The sequence below is a fragment of the Pseudomonas sp. GM25 genome (assembly GCF_000282255.1).
GTDB classification, from domain to species: domain Bacteria; phylum Pseudomonadota; class Gammaproteobacteria; order Pseudomonadales; family Pseudomonadaceae; genus Aquipseudomonas; species Aquipseudomonas aphyarum.
Map to the genome: position 1 here is coordinate 1 of NZ_AKJQ01000010.1, position 17355 is coordinate 17355.

General features: G+C 61.7%; 18 protein-coding genes. 8 read left to right on the forward strand and 10 right to left on the reverse strand.

What is annotated here, in order from left to right; genetic code table 11:
* The 3 genes from PMI24_RS03505 to PMI24_RS03515 form a co-directional block, all read right to left on the reverse strand.
* The coding region (locus tag PMI24_RS03505) for an anti-sigma factor family protein (protein ID WP_007951253.1) at positions 1-622 on the reverse strand (622 nt) is incomplete at its 3' end.
* On the reverse strand, positions 619-1104 hold the full coding sequence (locus PMI24_RS03510) for a sigma-70 family RNA polymerase sigma factor (RefSeq protein ID WP_081493551.1): 486 nt from the start codon (positions 1102-1104) through the stop codon (positions 619-621). The genes PMI24_RS03510 and PMI24_RS03505, both read right to left, overlap by 4 nt.
* 62 nt (positions 1105-1166) lie before the next feature.
* Positions 1167-1700 (reverse strand): tetratricopeptide repeat protein, encoded by a 534-nt coding sequence (locus PMI24_RS03515; protein ID WP_007951256.1) that lies wholly within the window; start codon positions 1698-1700, stop codon positions 1167-1169.
* Positions 1701-1858: 158 nt separating this feature from the next.
* Between PMI24_RS03515 and PMI24_RS03520 the strand changes: the two genes are divergently transcribed.
* From PMI24_RS03520 to nudC, 3 genes are all read left to right on the forward strand, one after another.
* Positions 1859-2632, forward strand: a complete 774-nt coding sequence (locus PMI24_RS03520; RefSeq protein ID WP_007951257.1) for a class I SAM-dependent methyltransferase — start codon at positions 1859-1861, stop codon at positions 2630-2632.
* 82 nt (positions 2633-2714) lie between these two features.
* Positions 2715-3527 carry a crotonase/enoyl-CoA hydratase family protein gene (locus tag PMI24_RS03525; RefSeq protein WP_007951258.1) on the forward strand — a complete coding sequence of 271 codons (813 nt, stop codon included), beginning with the start codon at positions 2715-2717 and terminating at the stop codon, positions 3525-3527.
* A gap of 6 nt (positions 3528-3533) precedes the next feature.
* Entirely contained in the window at positions 3534-4364 is an 831-nt protein-coding gene (gene nudC, locus PMI24_RS03530) for an NAD(+) diphosphatase (RefSeq protein WP_007951259.1), read from the forward strand.
* Here nudC and PMI24_RS03535 read toward each other — a convergent pair.
* Positions 4332-5111, reverse strand: coding sequence for a TSUP family transporter (locus PMI24_RS03535; protein WP_007951261.1), 780 nt, complete (start codon positions 5109-5111; stop codon positions 4332-4334). The two genes, nudC and PMI24_RS03535, sit on opposite strands and share 33 nt — an antisense overlap.
* A 335-nt stretch (positions 5112-5446) precedes the next feature.
* Between PMI24_RS03535 and sfnG the strand changes: the two genes are divergently transcribed.
* Positions 5447-6541, forward strand: a complete 1095-nt coding sequence (sfnG, locus tag PMI24_RS03540; protein ID WP_007951262.1) for a dimethylsulfone monooxygenase SfnG — start codon at positions 5447-5449, stop codon at positions 6539-6541.
* 42 nt (positions 6542-6583) lie between these two features.
* On the opposite strand, the gene PMI24_RS03545 is transcribed toward sfnG, so the two are convergent.
* A complete protein-coding gene (locus PMI24_RS03545; RefSeq protein ID WP_007951263.1) occupies positions 6584-7063 on the reverse strand; it encodes a nuclear transport factor 2 family protein in 480 nt (159 codons plus the stop codon).
* Positions 7064-7116: 53 nt separating this feature from the next.
* Positions 7117-7683, reverse strand: coding sequence for a TetR/AcrR family transcriptional regulator (locus tag PMI24_RS03550; RefSeq protein ID WP_007951264.1), 567 nt, complete (start codon positions 7681-7683; stop codon positions 7117-7119).
* Positions 7684-7948: 265 nt separating this feature from the next.
* Between PMI24_RS03550 and pssA the strand changes: the two genes are divergently transcribed.
* Positions 7949-9292: a CDP-diacylglycerol--serine O-phosphatidyltransferase gene (pssA, locus tag PMI24_RS03555; protein ID WP_007951265.1), complete on the forward strand. Its 1344-nt coding sequence runs from the start codon at positions 7949-7951 to the stop codon at positions 9290-9292.
* A 63-nt stretch (positions 9293-9355) separates the two neighbouring features.
* Here the strand turns inward: pssA and efeO (PMI24_RS03560) are convergent, their stop codons facing one another.
* Genes efeO (PMI24_RS03560) through efeU form a run of 4 tightly spaced genes read right to left on the reverse strand, consistent with a single transcriptional unit; the run spans position 9356 to position 13565 of the window.
* Positions 9356-10180, reverse strand: a complete 825-nt coding sequence (efeO, locus tag PMI24_RS03560; protein WP_007951266.1) for an iron uptake system protein EfeO — start codon at positions 10178-10180, stop codon at positions 9356-9358.
* Positions 10181-10201: 21 nt separating this feature from the next.
* Complete coding sequence (gene efeB / locus PMI24_RS03565; protein WP_007951267.1) at positions 10202-11500, reverse strand: iron uptake transporter deferrochelatase/peroxidase subunit; 1299 nt, start codon at positions 11498-11500, stop codon at positions 10202-10204.
* A 17-nt stretch (positions 11501-11517) separates the two neighbouring features.
* Positions 11518-12717 carry an iron uptake system protein EfeO gene (efeO, locus tag PMI24_RS03570; protein WP_007951268.1) on the reverse strand — a complete coding sequence of 400 codons (1200 nt, stop codon included), beginning with the start codon at positions 12715-12717 and terminating at the stop codon, positions 11518-11520.
* 8 nt (positions 12718-12725) lie between these two features.
* Positions 12726-13565, reverse strand: a complete 840-nt coding sequence (gene efeU / locus PMI24_RS03575) for an iron uptake transporter permease EfeU (RefSeq protein WP_007951269.1) — start codon at positions 13563-13565, stop codon at positions 12726-12728.
* Between the two features lie 179 nt (positions 13566-13744).
* On the opposite strand from efeU, the gene PMI24_RS03580 reads away from it, so the two are divergent.
* From PMI24_RS03580 to PMI24_RS03590, 3 genes are all read left to right on the forward strand, one after another.
* Positions 13745-14761, forward strand: coding sequence for an AraC family transcriptional regulator (locus tag PMI24_RS03580; protein WP_007951270.1), 1017 nt, complete (start codon positions 13745-13747; stop codon positions 14759-14761).
* A gap of 139 nt (positions 14762-14900) precedes the next feature.
* The gene (locus tag PMI24_RS03585) at positions 14901-16565 is read left to right on the forward strand and encodes an AMP-binding protein (protein ID WP_007951271.1); all 1665 of its coding nucleotides are present in this window, start codon (positions 14901-14903) and stop codon (positions 16563-16565) included.
* Positions 16566-16581: 16 nt separating this feature from the next.
* On the forward strand, positions 16582-17343 hold the full coding sequence (locus tag PMI24_RS03590; protein ID WP_007951272.1) for an SDR family NAD(P)-dependent oxidoreductase: 762 nt from the start codon (positions 16582-16584) through the stop codon (positions 17341-17343).
* Positions 17344-17355: the final 12 nt, after the last annotated feature.

Sequence of the window (17355 nt, forward strand, 5' to 3'; positions counted from 1 at the left end):
GCGGCTGGCTGCCACTGTTGGAGCGGGTGACGCACAGTGCCAGCGGGCCGTGGGTGGCGTCGAGCCAGGTCATCTGGGCGATGGGCACGCCGTCATATTCGAGCAATTGCGCGCGTTTGAACTGCGCGCCGGGCAGTTTCAGTTTCGCCGGCGACAGGCTCACGCCCAGCCGCGCATCGACGGTTCGCAACTGCGCCAGTTGCGAGGCTTCATCGGTGGGTAGATGTTCGAGGGTCTGCGGCACATACAGCGCCATGTAATCGCCCACCAGTTCACGCCAGTTGTGCGATTGCTGCATTTGCCAGGCCAGAAACAGGCGGTCCGCCGCGACGGCGGCGAGTGCGACGCCCGCTGCCGCTGCGCCGATGAACCAGCGTCGGCTGAAACCGGGTTTCTGCGGTGACGGCGCAGCATCGAGCCGGGCCTGCAAACGGTCGAGCGGTACCTGTTGCGCCAGTTCGTCGTAGGCAGTTTTGAACGGCAGATTGCTGCGACTCAGCCATTGCACCCGCAAACTCAGCAGCGGATCGTCGGCGATGAGGCTGTCGAGTTGGCTGCGCTGTTCGCGGTCCAGTTCATCGTCCAGATACGCCACCAGTTGCTCGTCGGAAGGCGCATTCATTGCCGGTCTCCTGCGGGGCTGTTTGGTACCGCTTGCAGCGGCGGATATTCGGCCAGTTTCAGGCGCGCGGTGGCCAGCCGGCTCATGACCGTGCCGATCGGCACTTGCAGGATCTCGGCAACTTCGCGGTAGGACAGGCCCTCGACGTAAGCGAGATAAACCGTTTCACGCTGGGTTTCCGGCAGCGCATCGACCCGGCGGATCACCTGCGCCGCCATCACATGAGTCTGCGCGGCGTATTCACCATCGAAGGTCAGCTGACTTTCGGCGTCCGCCACACCCTGGCCCTGGCGCACCCGGCGGGCGCGCACTTCATTGAGCCAGATCGAATGCAGAATGCTCAGCAGCCAGCGATCCATGCGCGTGCCGGCTACGTACTGGCCCGAACGCTCGAGCGCCCGTACGCAGGTGGCTTGCACCAGATCCTCGGCCACGTGCCGGCTGCGCGACAGCAGCAAGCCGTAGCGCCACAGGCGCACCAGGTGTTGCCCGAGTTCGGCTCTGAAGGCCTGATCGCTGAAAATGTTCGCCTCCGCGTGTCGTGTCAGGTTTTCGATGAATCGTTGATGGCTTCGGCCAGGTCCCGGTATTCCTCGCAGGTCGTGCCGCAGATCTTCTGGATGTGCTGCAACTGTTCCTGCGCCAGATCGACGCGGCCCTTGATCACATAGGCTTCGCCCAGGTACTCGCGGACTTGCGCGTACTGCGGATCGAGTTTCACCGATTGCAGGTAATAACCGATCCCTTCGTCGGTGCGCCCCAGTTTTCGTGTGGCGTAACCGCGATAGTTGAGGGCCTTGGCGGTGTTCGGTTGTTCCAGCGTGTCGAGCAGGGCCAGGGCTTCTTCATAACGGCCGGCCTTGGCCAGACGGTAGGCGTAATCGGTCCGGTCGGCGTCGGGCACCAGATGGCTGGTCTGCATGACGCACTTCTGCGTCTTGGTGTCGAACACCTGGCCTTTGGGGCAGTTGGGTTTCTGCACCGGCGCCTCTTCATCGCCATTGGCGAAGGCGAGGGGGCTCGCGAAAACGGCGGCCACCAGCAACGGGGCGGCGAACATAACGGAACGGATAGTCATGGGCAAGGCTCCACAGGGGGTCATGTTTCACTTTGAACACCACAGGGTGAAAATTTATTCATTGCTTTGTCAGGCTTTGTTAAAGGAAAGCCCTTTTCCCGGCGCTATGCTCGTCAGCATTCGTTGTCGATCTGCAGTTCTACCATGGGAGTTTGGCCATGAAAGATCAGGTTCACCACTCGGCCGCCAGCGGCTACAAAACCGCTGCCGATACCTACGTCAAAGGCCGGCCCGACTATCCGCCGGCCGTCAGCGAATGGCTGACGGGCACACTGGGCCTCGATGGCCACAAGACTGTTATCGACCTCGGCGCCGGCACCGGCAAGTTCACCGGACGGCTGGTGGCGACCGGCGCCCAGGTGATTGCCGTGGAGCCGGTGGCGCAGATGCTGGAAAAACTGTCGCTGGTCTGGCCGCAGGTGTTGGCCGTCAGCGGTACGGCAACGGATTTGCCGCTGCCCGATGCCTCGGTGGATGCGGTGGTGTGCGCGCAGGCCTTTCACTGGTTTGCCAGTACCGAGGCGCTGGATGAAATCGCCCGGGTCCTCAAACCGGGCGGCAAACTGGGCCTGATCTGGAACCTGCGCGACACCCGGATCGACTGGGTGCCCAAGCTGGACGCCATCGTCAATGCGTTGGAAGGCGACACGCCGCGCTTCTACACCGGCGAATGGCGCAAGGCCTTTCCCCATCCGGCGTTCGGGCCGTTGCACGCTCAGCACTTTCAGCACGGCCATACCGGCTCGCCGGAAGATGTGATTTTCAACCGGGTGCGCTCCACCAGTTTCATTGCCGCGTTGAGTGACCAGCAGCGCGCAAAGATCGACGAGCAGATTGCTGAACTGATTGCCAGCGAGCCGCAACTGCGGGGCAGGGAGGTGGTGACGGTGCCATACGAGACCGCTGCCTTCGTCGCGGTGAAGAACGGCTAGAGTCCCGCATTTGGCCGAACCGCCGTGCTGATGCCTTGTTATAGTTCGGGCCTCATTTTCAGCCCGGTAAAGGATTTCTGCCATGACTCAATACACCACCTTCAGCGTCGAACTGGCCGACAACATCGCCCATGTGCAGATCAATCGTCCGGAAAAGATCAACTCGATGAACGCCGCGTTCTGGAGCGAAATCGTCGAGGTGTTTCAGTGGATCGACGACACAGACGAGGTGCGGGTGGTGGTGCTCAGCGGCGCCGGCAAACACTTTTCCTCGGGCATCGACCTGATGATGCTGGCCGGCGTGGCCAATGAGCTGGGCAAGGATGTCGGTCGCAATGCGCGCCTGCTGCGCAAAAAGATCCTGACCCTGCAAGCATCCTTCAATGCCGTCGACAATTGCCGCAAACCGGTACTCGCAGCGATCCAGGGTTATTGCCTGGGCGGCGCCATCGACCTGATCGCCGCCTGCGACATGCGCTACGCCGCTGAAGACGCGCAATTCTCTATTAAAGAAATCGATATCGGCATGGCGGCTGATGTAGGCACTTTGCAACGGTTGCCACGGATCATCGGTGACGGCATGCTGCGTGAGCTGGCTTACACCGGTCGCACCTTTGGCGCCGAAGAAGCGCGCAGCATCGGCCTGGTCAATCGCGTCTACAGCGACAAGGACGGTCTGATCGAAGGCGTGATGGACATTGCCCGGGACATCGCCGGCAAGTCGCCGATCGCGGTCACCGGCACCAAGGAAATGATCAGCTACATGCGCGACCATCGCATCGACGACGGTCTCGAGTACGTTGCCACCTGGAACGCCGCCATGCTGCAATCCAACGATCTGCGCGTGGCGATGGCCGCCCATATGAGCAAACAGAAACCCGAATTTCTGGATTGAGAAACCATGACATCTCGCTGGACCACTGCAGTACTGGACACAGATCAACCCGGCGGCTGGGCCGTGGCGCGCAGCCCCGAGGGTTTCCTGTTCGATGACAACGGCGCGCTGTTCCCCCGGGAATGGCTCAAGCGTCAGGACTTGTCGGTCCTTGCCGAGCACGGTATCGGTCATCTCGATGGCGAGCCGGTGTATCTGCTGGAACTGCGCAGCACCAGCGAGGTGCCGGGGTGCAACTGGAAAGGCCTGCGGGCGTTCATGCTCGACGGCGATCACACGATCTACAAAGTGCTGGGTTATGCGGCGCAGATTGGTACTTGGGCGCGCGAACACCGTTTCTGCGGCAATTGCGGTCAGGCCATGACCCAGGTGCCGCGGGAGCGGGCGATGTATTGCCAGCCCTGTGACCTGCGCAGTTATCCGCGGATTTCGCCGAGCATGATCGTGCTGGTGACCCGTGGCGATGAAGTCCTGCTGGCGCGCTCACCGCGTTTCGTCACCGGGGTCTACAGCACGCTGGCCGGGTTTGCCGAACCGGGTGAGTCGGCCGAGGATTGCCTGATTCGCGAAGTGCGCGAAGAAGTGCAGATCGAGGTGAAGAACATTCAGTACATGGGCAGCCAGTGCTGGCCGTTCCCGCACTCGATGATGCTCGGCTTCCATGCCGAATACGCCGGTGGCGAGATTGTCTGCCAGGAAGACGAGATCGAAGACGCCCAGTGGTTCAACGTGCACGATCTGCCGCCGTTGCCGGCATCCAAATCGATTGCCCGTTACCTGATCGACGTCTACGTGGCGCGGCGCTTAGGCCACGCTGAACCAGTGCTGCCAGGCTAGACGCACGGTCAACCCCAGCACCACGGTGATGAACACCGGACGAATGAACTTGGCGCCGCCGCTGATCGCGGTGCGCGCCCCGAAGAAGGCGCCGACCATCACCGACAGGCCCATGCTCAGGCCGATGATCCAGTCCACCTGCCCGGAAAACACGAACACCGACAGCGCCGCAATGTTGCTGACGAAGTTCATGCTGCGCGCCACGCCGCTGGCCTTGACCAGATCGATCGGGTAGAGCAGCAGGCTGCTGACCGTCCAGAACGCGCCAGTGCCGGGGCCGGCCACGCCGTCGTAGAAACCGAGGCTGAAGCCCTGGGTCGATTGCCACTTCTTCTTGATCGGTGCGTCGCTGTCCAGCGGCGCTTTCGGCGTGCCGCCAAACAACAGGTAAAGGCCACAGGCGAAGACGATCACCGGCAGCATCTTGTTCAGCCATTCGGCCGGCAGATAGTGGGCGACGACGGCGCCGGTCAGCGCACCGACCAGCGTGCCGACGATGGCGTGCATCCACTGCCGTGGGTGAAACAGCTTGCGTCGGTAGAAAGTGAAACTGGCGGTGGCCGAACCGAAGGTCGAACTCAGTTTGTTGGTGCCCAGCACCAGGTGCGGCGGCAGGCCGGCGGTGAGCAACGCAGGCGTGGTCAACAGACCGCCACCGCCGGCGATGGCGTCGATGAATCCGGCAATGAAAGCGACAAGGGCCAGAACGGCCAGGGTGGTGAGGTCAACGCTGAGTTCGAAAGGCATGGAATCGGCTTATTTCGGCAGGGCGCAGAACAGGGCTGCGGGGAGGGTGGTCATGTTACTCATTTCCAAGTGTTGCGGCGACCCATAAGGCCCTATCGCGAGCAGGCTCGCTCCCACATTGGAATGCATTCCCACTGTGGGAGCGAGCCTGCTCGCGATAGCTTGGGTCCAGCCACTTCAAATCCCAACTGTTGCCCACCCAACACGCTAACAACAAATCACCCTCTCACCATGCATGCCGATTGCCGGAAGCCCCAATAAAACCGGGCTTCAGGGGCTGGCACGCTTGCTGCTCTAGCTCACTCACCTTCATCAACTGTCCCGAGGACACGCCAATGAGTCAGCAAGCCGTGAAATTTGCCTACTGGGTGCCGAACGTCAGCGGTGGGCTGGTGGTCAGCAAGATCGAACAACGCACCGACTGGGGCATCGACTACAACCGCAAGTTGGCGCAACTGGCCGAGGCGGCGGGTTTCGAATACGCCTTGACGCAAATCCGCTTCACCGCCGGTTACGGCGCCGAGTTCCAGCATGAATCGGTTGCCTTCAGCCACGCGCTGCTCGCTGCCACCAGCAAGCTCAAAGTCATCGCCGCCATTTTGCCCGGCCCGTGGCAACCGGCGCTGGCGGCCAAACAGTTGGCGACCATCGATCAACTCACCAACGGCCGGATTGCGGTGAACATCGTCAGCGGCTGGTTCAAGGGCGAGTTCCAGGCGATTGGCGAGCATTGGCTGGAGCACGACGAGCGCTATCGTCGCTCGGAAGAGTTCATCCGTTCGCTGCGAGGGATCTGGAGCCAGGACAACTTCACCTTCCGTGGCGATTTCTATCGTTTCGACAACTACAGCCTCAAGCCTAAACCGCTGGGCCGCCCGGAAATCTTTCAGGGTGGCAGTTCCCGTGCCGCGCGGGACATGGCGGCACGGGTGTCGGACTGGTATTTCACCAATGGCAACAGCGTCGAGGGCATCAAGACCCAGGTCGACGACATTCGCGCCAAAGCGGCAGCGAACCATCATTCAGTCAAAATCGGGGTGAATGCGTTTGTCATTGCCCGGGATACCGAAGAGGAAGCCAAAGCGGTGCTGGCGCAGATCATCGATCAGGCTGACCCGGAAGCGGTGAATGCCTTTGGTGATGCGGCGAAACAGGCGGGCAGGGCGTCGCCGGAGGGCGAGGGCAACTGGGCGAAATCGACCTTTGAAGATCTGGTGCAGTACAACGATGGCTTCAAGACCAATCTGATCGGCACGCCTCAGCAGATTGCCGAGCGGATCGTGGCGTTGAAAGCGGTGGGTGTGGATCTGGTGTTGGCGGGGTTCCTGCACTTTCAGGAAGAGGTGGAGTATTTCGGCAAGCGAGTGTTGCCTTTGGTGCGGGAGTTGGAAGCCAAACCAGCGCTGCAGCACAGCGCCGAAGTGGCCTGAAGACCCTTCCTGCACAATCTGCAGGAAGGATCGGCGGCTGAATTACAGACCCAGCTCGGACAGTCCCGGATGATCATCCGGGCGGCGGCCCAGCGGCCAGTGGAACTTGCGTTCGCTTTCCTTGATCGGCATGTCGTTGATGCAGGCGTAGCGCTGGAACATCAGGCCGTGTTCGTCGAATTCCCAGTTTTCGTTGCCGTAGGAACGGAACCAGTTGCCCGAGTCGTCGTGCCATTCGTAGGCGTAGCGCACGGCGATGCGGGTGTCGGAGTAGGCCCAGAGTTCTTTGATCAGGCGGTAATCCAGTTCCTTGGCCCATTTGCGGGTCAGGAAACCCTTGGCTTCTTCGCGGTTGTTGGCGAATTCGGCACGGTTGCGCCATTTGGTGTCCAGGGTGTAGGCCAGCGACACGCGCTCCGGGTCGCGGGAGTTCCAGCCATCCTCGGCCAGACGAACTTTTTCAATGGCCGATTCACGGTTGAACGGTGGCAATGGCGGACGAACTTCGGCTGCAGTAGACATGTTTGTCTCCCGATCTGTTAACAGTTAAACAACTTGTCAGGCTTATTAAGGCGTTACAGGTCCAATAACTTTCGCGCCATGCATTGCGCATTATCGGCGGCACTGTGATCACCCATCACAAGCGCTACGGTAATGGCGCCGTCAATCAGGATCAGCAGCTGTTTGGCCAACAGTTGCGGGTCCTCGGCCCCATGTTCGGTACACAGCTCGCACAGGTAGTCGAGCAGTTTCTGTTTGTGGTCTTTGGCGACCAGGCGCACCGGATCCTCGGGATCGCCGGTTTCGCCACTGGTGTTGATGAAGGCGCAGCCCCGGAAACCTTCCGAGGCGAACCAGCCCTTGAGCACGGTAAACAGGTTGAGCAGACGATCGGCCGGGGTTTCGGCCTGATCGACGGCGCTTCTGTACCAATGCATCCAGCGCACGTCGCGGCGTTGCAGGGCGGCGACGGTCAACTCCTCCTTGTTGGCGAAGTAGCGGTAGATACTCTTTCTGGAAACACCGGCGGTTTTCACCAGAAGATCCATGCCGGTGGCAGCGATGCCACTTTTGTAGATCAACTTTTCGGTGACATCCAGAATGATGTCTCGGGTCGTGTCGTTGCTTGTGATTTCGTTCATGTGGCGAACAGTAGAACGATCGTTCTCCTTGGTCAAATGTTTTTTATTGATCGTTCCCACGCTCCGCGTGGGAATGCCTCAACGGACGCTCCGCGTTCCAGCTCTGGAAGGGACGCGGAGCGTCCCGGGCTGCATTCCCACGCAGAGCATGGGAACGATCATTCAAGAGCGCGGTAACGATCAGTCATTACAGACACTCACAAGACCCGAAGGAGTTGATGGTGTAAGCTCTCGGGTTCTTCGGATTCGACCCATTGCGAGCCCTATGCCGTTGCTTTTCAAACGCTCTCTGCTGCCCAAACTGCGCAGCTTTCCGCTGACCGCCGAGGCCGTGACGATCCTGCCCGGCGCCGCCGATTTCCGCCGTTGCCTGCTGGAAAAAATCGCCCAGGCGACCCAGCGCATCTACCTCGTTGCGCTTTATCTGCAAAACGATGAAGCCGGCCAGGAAATTCTCGATGCCTTGCACGCCGCCAAACTCAAGCGTCCCGAGCTTGAAATCGCGGTGGTCGTCGACTGGCTGCGGGCCCAGCGTGGCTTGATCGGCGCCGGCAAACAGCCGGGCAACTCGGCGTGGTATCAGGAAATGACCCGCACCCACCAGAGCGTGGTGCCGGTCTACGGCGTGCCGGTGCAAACCCGCGAGCTGTTCGGCGTGCTGCACCTCAAAGGCTTCGTGATCGACGATTGCGTGGTCTACAGCGGTGCGAGCCTGAACAACGTCTATCTGCACAAGTTCGACAAGTACCGCTTCGACCGTTATCACGTGCTGCAAAGCCGCGAACTGGCGGACTCGATGCACCACTTGGTCAAGCACGGCCTGATCGAATCGAAAGCGGTGCATCGCCTGGACCTGCCGAACCTGCCGACCACCCGCAGCCTGCGCAACGACATCGGCGACCTGCGCAGCCGCCTCAAATATGCGGCCTACGACACCAGTGCCGGCAGCACGGCGCATACCGGCCTGTCGGTCAGTCCGTTGCTCGGTGTAGGCAAGAACAACCCGCTGAACCGGGTGATTCTGGAGCTGATCGCCAGCGCCCAGAAGCAACTGACTATCTGCACGCCGTACTTCAATCTGCCGCTCGGCGTGATCCGCGAGATCAACCGGGCGCTTGCGCGCGGCGTGAAGATCGACATCGTGGTCGGCGACAAGACCGCCAACGACTTCTACATTCCGCCGAGCGAGCCGTTCAAGGTGATCGCCGCGCTGCCGTATCTCTACGAGATCAGCCTGCGCCGTTTCGCCAAGCGGCATCAGCGCAACATCGACAGCGGCCAGTTGAACCTGCACCTGTGGCGTGAAGGCGACAACAGCTATCACCTCAAGGGCATGTGGATCGACCAGCGCTACACGCTGCTGACCGGCAACAACCTCAACCCGCGGGCTTTCCGTCTCGATCTGGAAAACGCCTTGCTGATCGATGACCCGAAAGGCGAGTGGCTGGAACCGCGCCGCGCGGAGCTGGAGAACATCTTCGTTCACACCACGCGGATTGCACGTTTCCAGGACCTGGAAGCCTTGCCAGACTATCCGGCGGGCGTGGCCAAGTTCCTCAAGCGCGTAAGCCGGGTGCGGGTCGAGCGGTTGCTCTATCGCATTCTCTAAAACCGGCCCACAAAAAATCCCCCGAACGCAGCACGCGTCCGGGGGATTTTTTTATGCGCGGACTCAGTTCAGACCGAGCTTGCCACGCAACGTCGACAGGTCTTCGGCCAAGGTATTGACCGGGCCGACCAGCGCCTTGCGGTCGTTGTCCTTCACCTTGTCGTAAGTCTCAAAACCACCGTCCTTGGTCTTGTACTTGGCCAGGATCTTGTCCACGGTGGCGAAGTTCTTGTCGACTTTGGCGGCGAAGGCCTTGTCCTGCTTCTCGATCTGCGGACGGAACAGGTCGACGATTTTCTTCGCGCCGTCGATGTTGCCCTGGAAGTCGTAGAGGTCGGTGTGGCTGTAGCGGTCTTCTTCACCGGAGATCTTGGTCGCGGCAACTTCTTCGAGCAGCGCAGCGGCGCCGCCGACGACTTTTTCCGGCGGGAATGTCAGGCCGGCGACGCGGGTCTGCAGGTCTTTCACGTCCTTGTTCAGGCCATCGGCCAGGGCGTCGAGATCCTTGGTGCTCTTTTCCGAGAACAGCGAGTATTCGATGCGGTGGAAACCGGTGAAGTCTTCGGCTTTCACGCCTTGCTCGTGGTCGTCGACGCGGGAGTCGATGGAGGCGTCGAGGTCACTGAACAGCTCGGCAATCGGCTCGATCGACTCATAAAAAACGCGGGTCGGCGCGTAGAGCTTCTGCGCGGTGGCCAGGTCGCCTTTTTTCACCGCGTCGGTGAACTGCTGGGTGTGGCTGGCCAGTTCATCCAGTTGTTCGGTGACGTAGATCTTGTAGTCCGACACCGGCCCCACCAGATCCAGAGGCGCGGTCGCGGCGAACGCCGACAGCGGGGTGTTGAGCAAACCAAGGGTCAGCAATAACGCGAGTGGCGTCTTTTTCATGGGGGCGGCTCCTGTTGAATGCTATGCAGTTGTTTTTGGTTGGGTAGCGTTGAGCAGCGAGCGACCGATGAAGTCCTTGTCGCCCGTGACACCCGGGAGGGTGAAGAAGTAACCGCCGCCGACCGGCTTGAGGTATTCCTCCAGCGGCTCGCCATTGAGGCGGGTCTGCACGGTGATGAAGCCTTTTTCCAGGTCGGCCTGGTAACAGATGAACAGCAGGCCCATGTCGAGCTGGCCGTTCTTGTTCACGCCGTTGGAATAGTTGAACGGTCGGCGCAGGATCAGGTTGGCCTGGCTCGCGGCGGTGCGCGGGTTGGCCAGGCGGATGTGCGCGTCGAGCTTGGTCAGCTTGCCTTCCGGGTCCTTGCTGTAATCCGGGACTTCGGTTTCATGGCTGGCGCCCATCGGCGCGCCGGTGGTTTTGACCCGGCCGATGATGCTTTCCTGTTCCTGCAATGGCGTGCGGTCCCAGCGTTCGACGAAGTTGCGGATGATCCGCACCGCCTGATAACTGCCGTGGGCCGCCCAGGCCGGTTCGTCGCTGCCCGGTTGCACCCAGACGATGCGGTCCATGGCTTTGCCGTCGTTGGAATCAGGGTTGGCCGAACCGTCACGGAAACCCAGAAAGTTACGCGCCGATTGCGCCGGCACACCGGATTTGGCCGGGGCTTGCGGCGGCACGCTGCCTTCCTGTTTCCAGCGCACCAGCAGCAGGTCCGGCAGGTTCTTCACGATGTCGCGCAGGGCGTGGATGTTGGTGTCGGCGGTGTTGGAGCAGAACTGCAGGCTCAGGTCGCCGTGGCAGCAATCGGCTTCCAGCGCATCGTTGGGGAAACCGACCATGCGGATCAGGCGCTTGGGTTTGGCGGACGCGAGGCCGAAACGCTCGTCGAACAGCGATTCGCCCACCGACACAGTGATGGTCAAGTTGTCCGGGGTGACCACCGGGCCGAGGATGCCGGAATCCGGCGGCGGCAACTTCGGATCGATCTGCGCCACCGGGCCGCCCTTCATCAGGAACGCGATGCGCTCGTTGAGGGTGCGGAACAGACGCTCCAGGTCTTCACGGTCGCTGGCCAGCACATCGAACGACACCAGCATGCCGGCCGCCGGGCGCGGGGTGACGATGCCGCTCTGGTGTACGCCATGAAAGTCATGGTGATCCTGGGTCTTGTCGCTGCTCGGTGCTTCGGTGACTTGCGCAGGCGCGGCGGCCATCGCCGGGCAGCTCAACGCCGTGCCGGCCAGTGCGACACCGGCGGCGCCCATGCCCATCAATACGCGGCGACGTTGCAGGTTGAAGTGTTCGGAATCGTTCATCGGTATTCGTCTTCTGCTTACAGGCCGGAGAGGCCGAGGGCGGGATCAATGGCGTCGAGGGCGTCGGCCAGAGCCTTGGCCTTGTCGGCGATCTGCTTGCGTTGCTCACCGTTGACGGTGTCGTAGCTGGCGTAGCCGTCCTTGACCTTGAAGCCGTTCAGCGTGGTATCGAAATCAGCCAGCGCGCCGTCGATTTTCGGCAGCAGGTCGGCGGCGGATTTGCTCAGCAGCGGGCGCAGCAGTTCGACGACTTTGTGCGCGGTTTCCTGATTGGCCGCGAAGCCGTTGAGATCGCTGTGGCTGTAGCGTTCCTCTTCGCCGCTGGCGGCGCGCACGTCGGCGAGGGTGTTGAGGTTGCGCACGACGATTTCCACCAGTTGCTCCGGCGGCAGCGACTGGGCCAGCAGCTGTTGTTTCAACGTGGTGACGTTGTCGAGCAAGCCCTGGGCAATGGGCGTCAGGCCGTCGAGTTTGCGTTGCTGGAACAGAGCGTATTCGAGGCGGTGGAAGCCGACGAAGGCCGGATCCTGCTCGCGTTTTTCGAAGTAATCGGCGCGGGCGTTGATGCTGTTGTCCAGCTCGGCCAGGCGTTGTGCGGCGGGGGCCAAGCGCTGGTACGCGGCGCGGGCTGGCAAATACAAAGCCTGGGCTTGTGCCAGATCGCCGCTGTCGATGGTTTGATTCAGCGCCGTCACGGCTTTGATCAGCGCGCTGCCCTGGCTGGCCAGATAGACGCGGAACTCCGACAGCGGCCCGACGAAGGCAACCATCGACGGCTTGGCCTTGGCGGCGGCATCCGAAGCGGCGGTCGGCGTCACGTGCAGGGTGCCGCGCGGGTTGCTCAGCAGGCCGCAGGTGATGGCGTAATCGCCGGGTTGCAGGTTGGCGTTGATCACCTGGCTCAGGCCCGGCGCGATGTTCTCGCGTTCTTCGATCACCAGCACGCCGTCGAGGATCTCCCATTCCACCGCCCGGTCGGAGCGGTTGACGATGCGAAAACTGGCGCGGCCGGCCGGTACGGTGAGGGCGTTCGGCTCGCAACTGTGCGGATGGATGTTCACCACCACTTCGTCATGATTGTGCTGACGTTTGGCGGCGGCCATTTTCGAGGCGTAGTAGAACAGGCCACCGGCGGCGATCATCACGACCACCGAACCGGCCACCGCCCAGCGCAAGGCGCGGGGAGGCGAGGCCTGAGGAATATTAGGCTTTGACATGAAGGCCCTTATTGGCTGGAAACAGAAGACGATTGGGCAGCGGGTTTGGGGGCAGGCATGAAGAACATCACCAGCGCCACCAGCAGATAAATCAGGTACGCGCCGAGGGTGCTGACGGTCGGTGCGTCCTGATAACCGAACATGCCGGCCAGCACCGAGCCCAGCGGGCCGTCCATCGGCAGCGTCGCGCTGAAGTCGAAGAGCACGGTTTGCAGGTGGTTCCACACCCCGGCTTCATGCAGCGCCTGCACCGAGTTGGCGAGAATCCCGGCGGCGACCACGAGGATGAACAGCCCGGTCCAGCGGAAGAACGCCGACAGGTTCAGACGCATGCTGCCGCTGTAGATCAGGAAGCCGACGATGATCGCCAGGATCAGGCCGAGCAGGGCGCCGATCGGCGCGGCCGGGCCTTCGCTCTGCTGGAACACGGCGAGCAGGAAGAACACGGTTTCCAGACCTTCCCGAGCCACGGCGAAAAACACCATGGCGATCAGCGCGATGACCTGATGCTTCGACGCGGTCAGCGCATGATCGAGGGAGGCTTGCAGCGAATGCTTGATCGAACGCGCCACCTTGCGCATCCAGAACACCATCGAACTGAGAATCCCCACAGCGACGAGGCCGACCACGCCTTCGAACAGTTCCTGCTGCTTTTGCGGGAATTCGGCGCTGACCAGTTCCAGGCCACCGCCGACCAGCAAGGCCAGCGCGGCGGCGAGAAACACCCCGATCCACACCGCCGGCATCCACTGGCCACGGCCGGTCTGTTGCAGGTAGCTGGCGATGATGCCAACGATCAGCGCGGCTTCGATGCCTTCGCGCAACATGATCAAAAAGGGAACGAGCATTCGACGATCACTGTGTAACGAAATGAGGTTACAAGTTGTAACATAATGAAAGTCATTCTCACATGGCATCCATTGACATTTACCTGAACCTCAGCTGAACGACTCTGAACATCCACGTCGCCCAGCCAGCTGCGCTAAGATGCCCGCCACTCGAACAACAACAGGATTGCGCGCGTTCCATGTCGGAAAAAGACACCATCGCCATTCAACTGGTGCGCGAAGCACTGCTGCAAAGTTGTGCCCCGGGCGTGGCCACGGAAGAAGTCTTGAGCAAGGTCGGGATCGATCCGGCGCTGCTGTCCACCGATGACGCGCGCGTGCCGGCCAGCCAGTACGCGCGGTTATGGCGCCTGTTGGCGCGACGCGGCGATGACGAATTCTTTGGCATGGACCCGCGCAAGCTGAAATCCGGCAGCCTGGAATTCCTCTGCCGCAGCGCCATGGCCCAGCCGAACCTGGCTGCGGGGCTGAGCACCGGTTTGAATTTCCTGTCGTTGATGCTCGAACGCATGCCCGCGCAACTGGTGCATCAGCAGAGTCTGGCGGAAATCGTGCTGCTGGAAGACGATCCGGAACCGCGCCGCGCCTTCACCTATTTCACGTATTGGATGATCGTCCACGGTGTGGCGTGCTGGCTGGCGGGGCGGCGGATTCCGATCCTGGCCATCGAGCTGCGCTGCCCGGCGCCGGATTTCTGTGATGACTATCGGGTGATGTTCTCGGAAAACCTGCGTTTCGACCGGCCGCGCACGCGGATGATCTTCGCCGCTGACGTGCTGGATCTGCCGATCAAGCGCAGCGCCGAGGAATTGAAGCGCTTTCTGGCCCATGCCCCGGCCAACATTCTGGTGAAGTACCGCGACCCGGAAAGCCTTGCGAGCCGGATCAAGCAGGATCTGCGGCAATTATCTGCTGAACACTGGCCGGAAACCGATGCGCTGGCCCAGCAATTGTGCATGTCGGCGTCGACCCTGCGCCGGCGTCTGGCTGAAGAAGGGCAGACTTATCAGGGGCTGAAGGACAGTGTGCGCAAGGAGTTGGCGATCACCTGGCTGGCGGAGCCTTCGATCAGTTTTGCAGAGATCGCCACCCGCTTGGGGTTTTCCGATGCGAGTTCGTTCTACAAGGCGTTTCGCAAGTGGTCGGGGACCAATCCTGGGCACTATCGCAGCTTGATCCTCAACGAAGCGGTCTGATCCTCGATTCCACGCAAACCTTGGCCAAACCAGTCATCCATCTTGATGGCTTTGACCATTGCCCCGCACCCCGCATGGCGCGAGTATTCCTCTGTTGTTTACGGTTCCCCAACCTAATAAGAACAGAGGGATTCTGGCAATGCGCGATTACTTGTCTGCCACCGCACAGTTTGATTATCAGCACACCGTGGACGCCGCGCTCAGCGGCACGCTCGAGGCGCTCAACGCCTGCGTCGAATGTTGTGACCGGCACGCGCTGCCGGGACGCATCGCGCTGTTCTGGGAAGGCCGCGACGGCGCCAGTGCGACGTACACCTTCAGCGACCTGCAGGACAAAGCCGCGCGTTTCGCCAATTTCCTTCTCGCCCAGGGCGTGCAGAAGGGCGACAAGGTCGCCGGCCTGCTGCCGCGCAATATCGAATTGCTGATCACCGTGTTCGCCACCTGGCGCATCGGCGCGGTGTATCAACCGCTGTTCACCGCGTTCGGCCCCAAAGCCCTCGAGCATCGCCTGAACAGCTCCGGTGCCAAAGTCGTGGTGACCGACGCCGCCAACCGGCCAAAACTCAGCGAAGTCGCCGATTGCCCGACGCTGGTCACCGTTGGCGGTCCGAAAGGCCAGGGCATCGTCCGTGGCGATTTCAGTTTCTGGGCCGAGCTGCCCAACCATTCAAATGTCTGCGAACCTGTGATGCTGACAGGCGAAGACCCATTCCTGCTGATGTTCACCTCGGGCACCACCGGGCCGTCGAAAGCGCTGTCGGTGCCGCTCAAGGCCGTCGTGGCGTTCCAGAGCTACACCCGCGATGCCGTGGATCTGCGCCCGGAAGATGCGTTCTGGAACGTCGCTGATCCGGGCTGGGCCTATGGCATCTATTTCGGTGTGACCGGTCCGTTGTCGATGGGCCACCCGATCACCTTTTACGATGGCCCGTTCACCCTCGAAAGCACCTGCCGGGTGATCAACAAGTACGGCATCACCAACCTCACCGGTTCGCCCACGGCGTATCGCCTGCTGATTGCCGGCGGCGACGAGTTCGCCAAGTCGATCAAGGGCAAGCTGCGCATCGTCAGCAGCGCCGGCGAGCCGTTGAACCCGGAAGTGATCCGCTGGTTCGCCGACAACCTCGGCGTGGTCATTCACGACCATTACGGCCAGACCGAACTGGGCATGGTCCTGTGCAACCACCACGGCCTCGAACACCCGATCCACCTCGGCGCTGCCGGTTTTGCTTCGCCGGGCCAGCGGATCGTGGTGCTTGACGATCAGTACAACGAACTCGGCGTCGGCCAGCCCGGCATCCTCGCCATCGACCGCACGCAGTCGCCGATGTGCTGGTTCGCCGGGTATGAAGGCGCGCCGACCAAAGCCTTCGTCGGCAATTACTACCTGAGCGGCGACACCGTCGAGTGGAACCCGGACGGCAGCATCAGCTTCGTCGGCCGCAGCGATGACGTGATCACCACTTCCGGTTACCGGGTCGGCCCGTTCGACGTGGAAAGCGCACTGATCGAACACCCGGCGGTGGTCGAAGCGGCGGTGGTCGGCAAGCCCGATCCGGAGCGCACCGAACTGGTGAAGGCCTTCGTCGTGCTCAACCCGCAATACCGCGCCGAACCGGCGCTGGCCGAAGAGCTGCGCCAACACGTGCGCAAGCGTCTGGCCGCGCATTCGTACCCCCGTGAAATCGAATTTGTCAGCGAGTTGCCGAAAACCCCGAGCGGCAAATTGCAGCGCTTCATCTTGCGCAACCAGGAAATCGCCAAGGCTCAAGAGGCCGCGGTGCACAACGTTTCAGCTTGAATCCAAGGAAACAGTCATGCAGATCGAGAACAAGGTTTTTATCGTCACCGGCGGCGCGTCCGGCCTGGGTGCCGCCACCGCTGAATTGCTGGTGAACGCCGGCGCCAAAGTGATGCTGGTGGACATGAACGCCGACGCCGTCGCCGCTCAGGCCCAACGCCTCGGTGCGCAGAGCGTAGTGGCAGACATCAGCAACGAAGCCGCCGCCGAAGCCGCCGTGCAAGCGACCGTTAAAGCCTTCGGTAGCCTGAATGGTCTGGTGAACTGCGCCGGCATCGTTCGCGGCGAGAAGATCCTCGGCAAGAGCGGCCCGCACGCCTTGTCCAGTTTCGCGCAGGTGATCAACGTCAACCTGATCGGCAGCTTCAACATGCTGCGTCTGGCAGCGGCGGCGATTGCCGAAAGCGAAGCCAACGCCGAAGGCGAACGCGGTGTGATCATCAACACCGCGTCGGTTGCGGCGTTCGACGGTCAGATCGGCCAGGCGGCGTACTCTGCATCCAAAGGCGCGATCGCCAGCCTGACGCTGCCTGCCGCCCGCGAACTGGCGCGCTTCGGCATCCGCGTGATGACCATCGCCCCGGGCATTTTCGAAACCCCGATGATGGCCGGCATGACCCCGGAAGTGCGCGACTCGCTGGCCGCCGGCGTGCCGTTCCCGCCGCGTCTGGGCAAACCGGCCGAGTACGCCGCGCTGGTGCGGCATATCATTGAAAACAGCATGCTCAACGGCGAGGTGATCCGTCTCGACGGTGCCTTGCGCATGGCCGCCAAGTAAGGAGGATTTCCC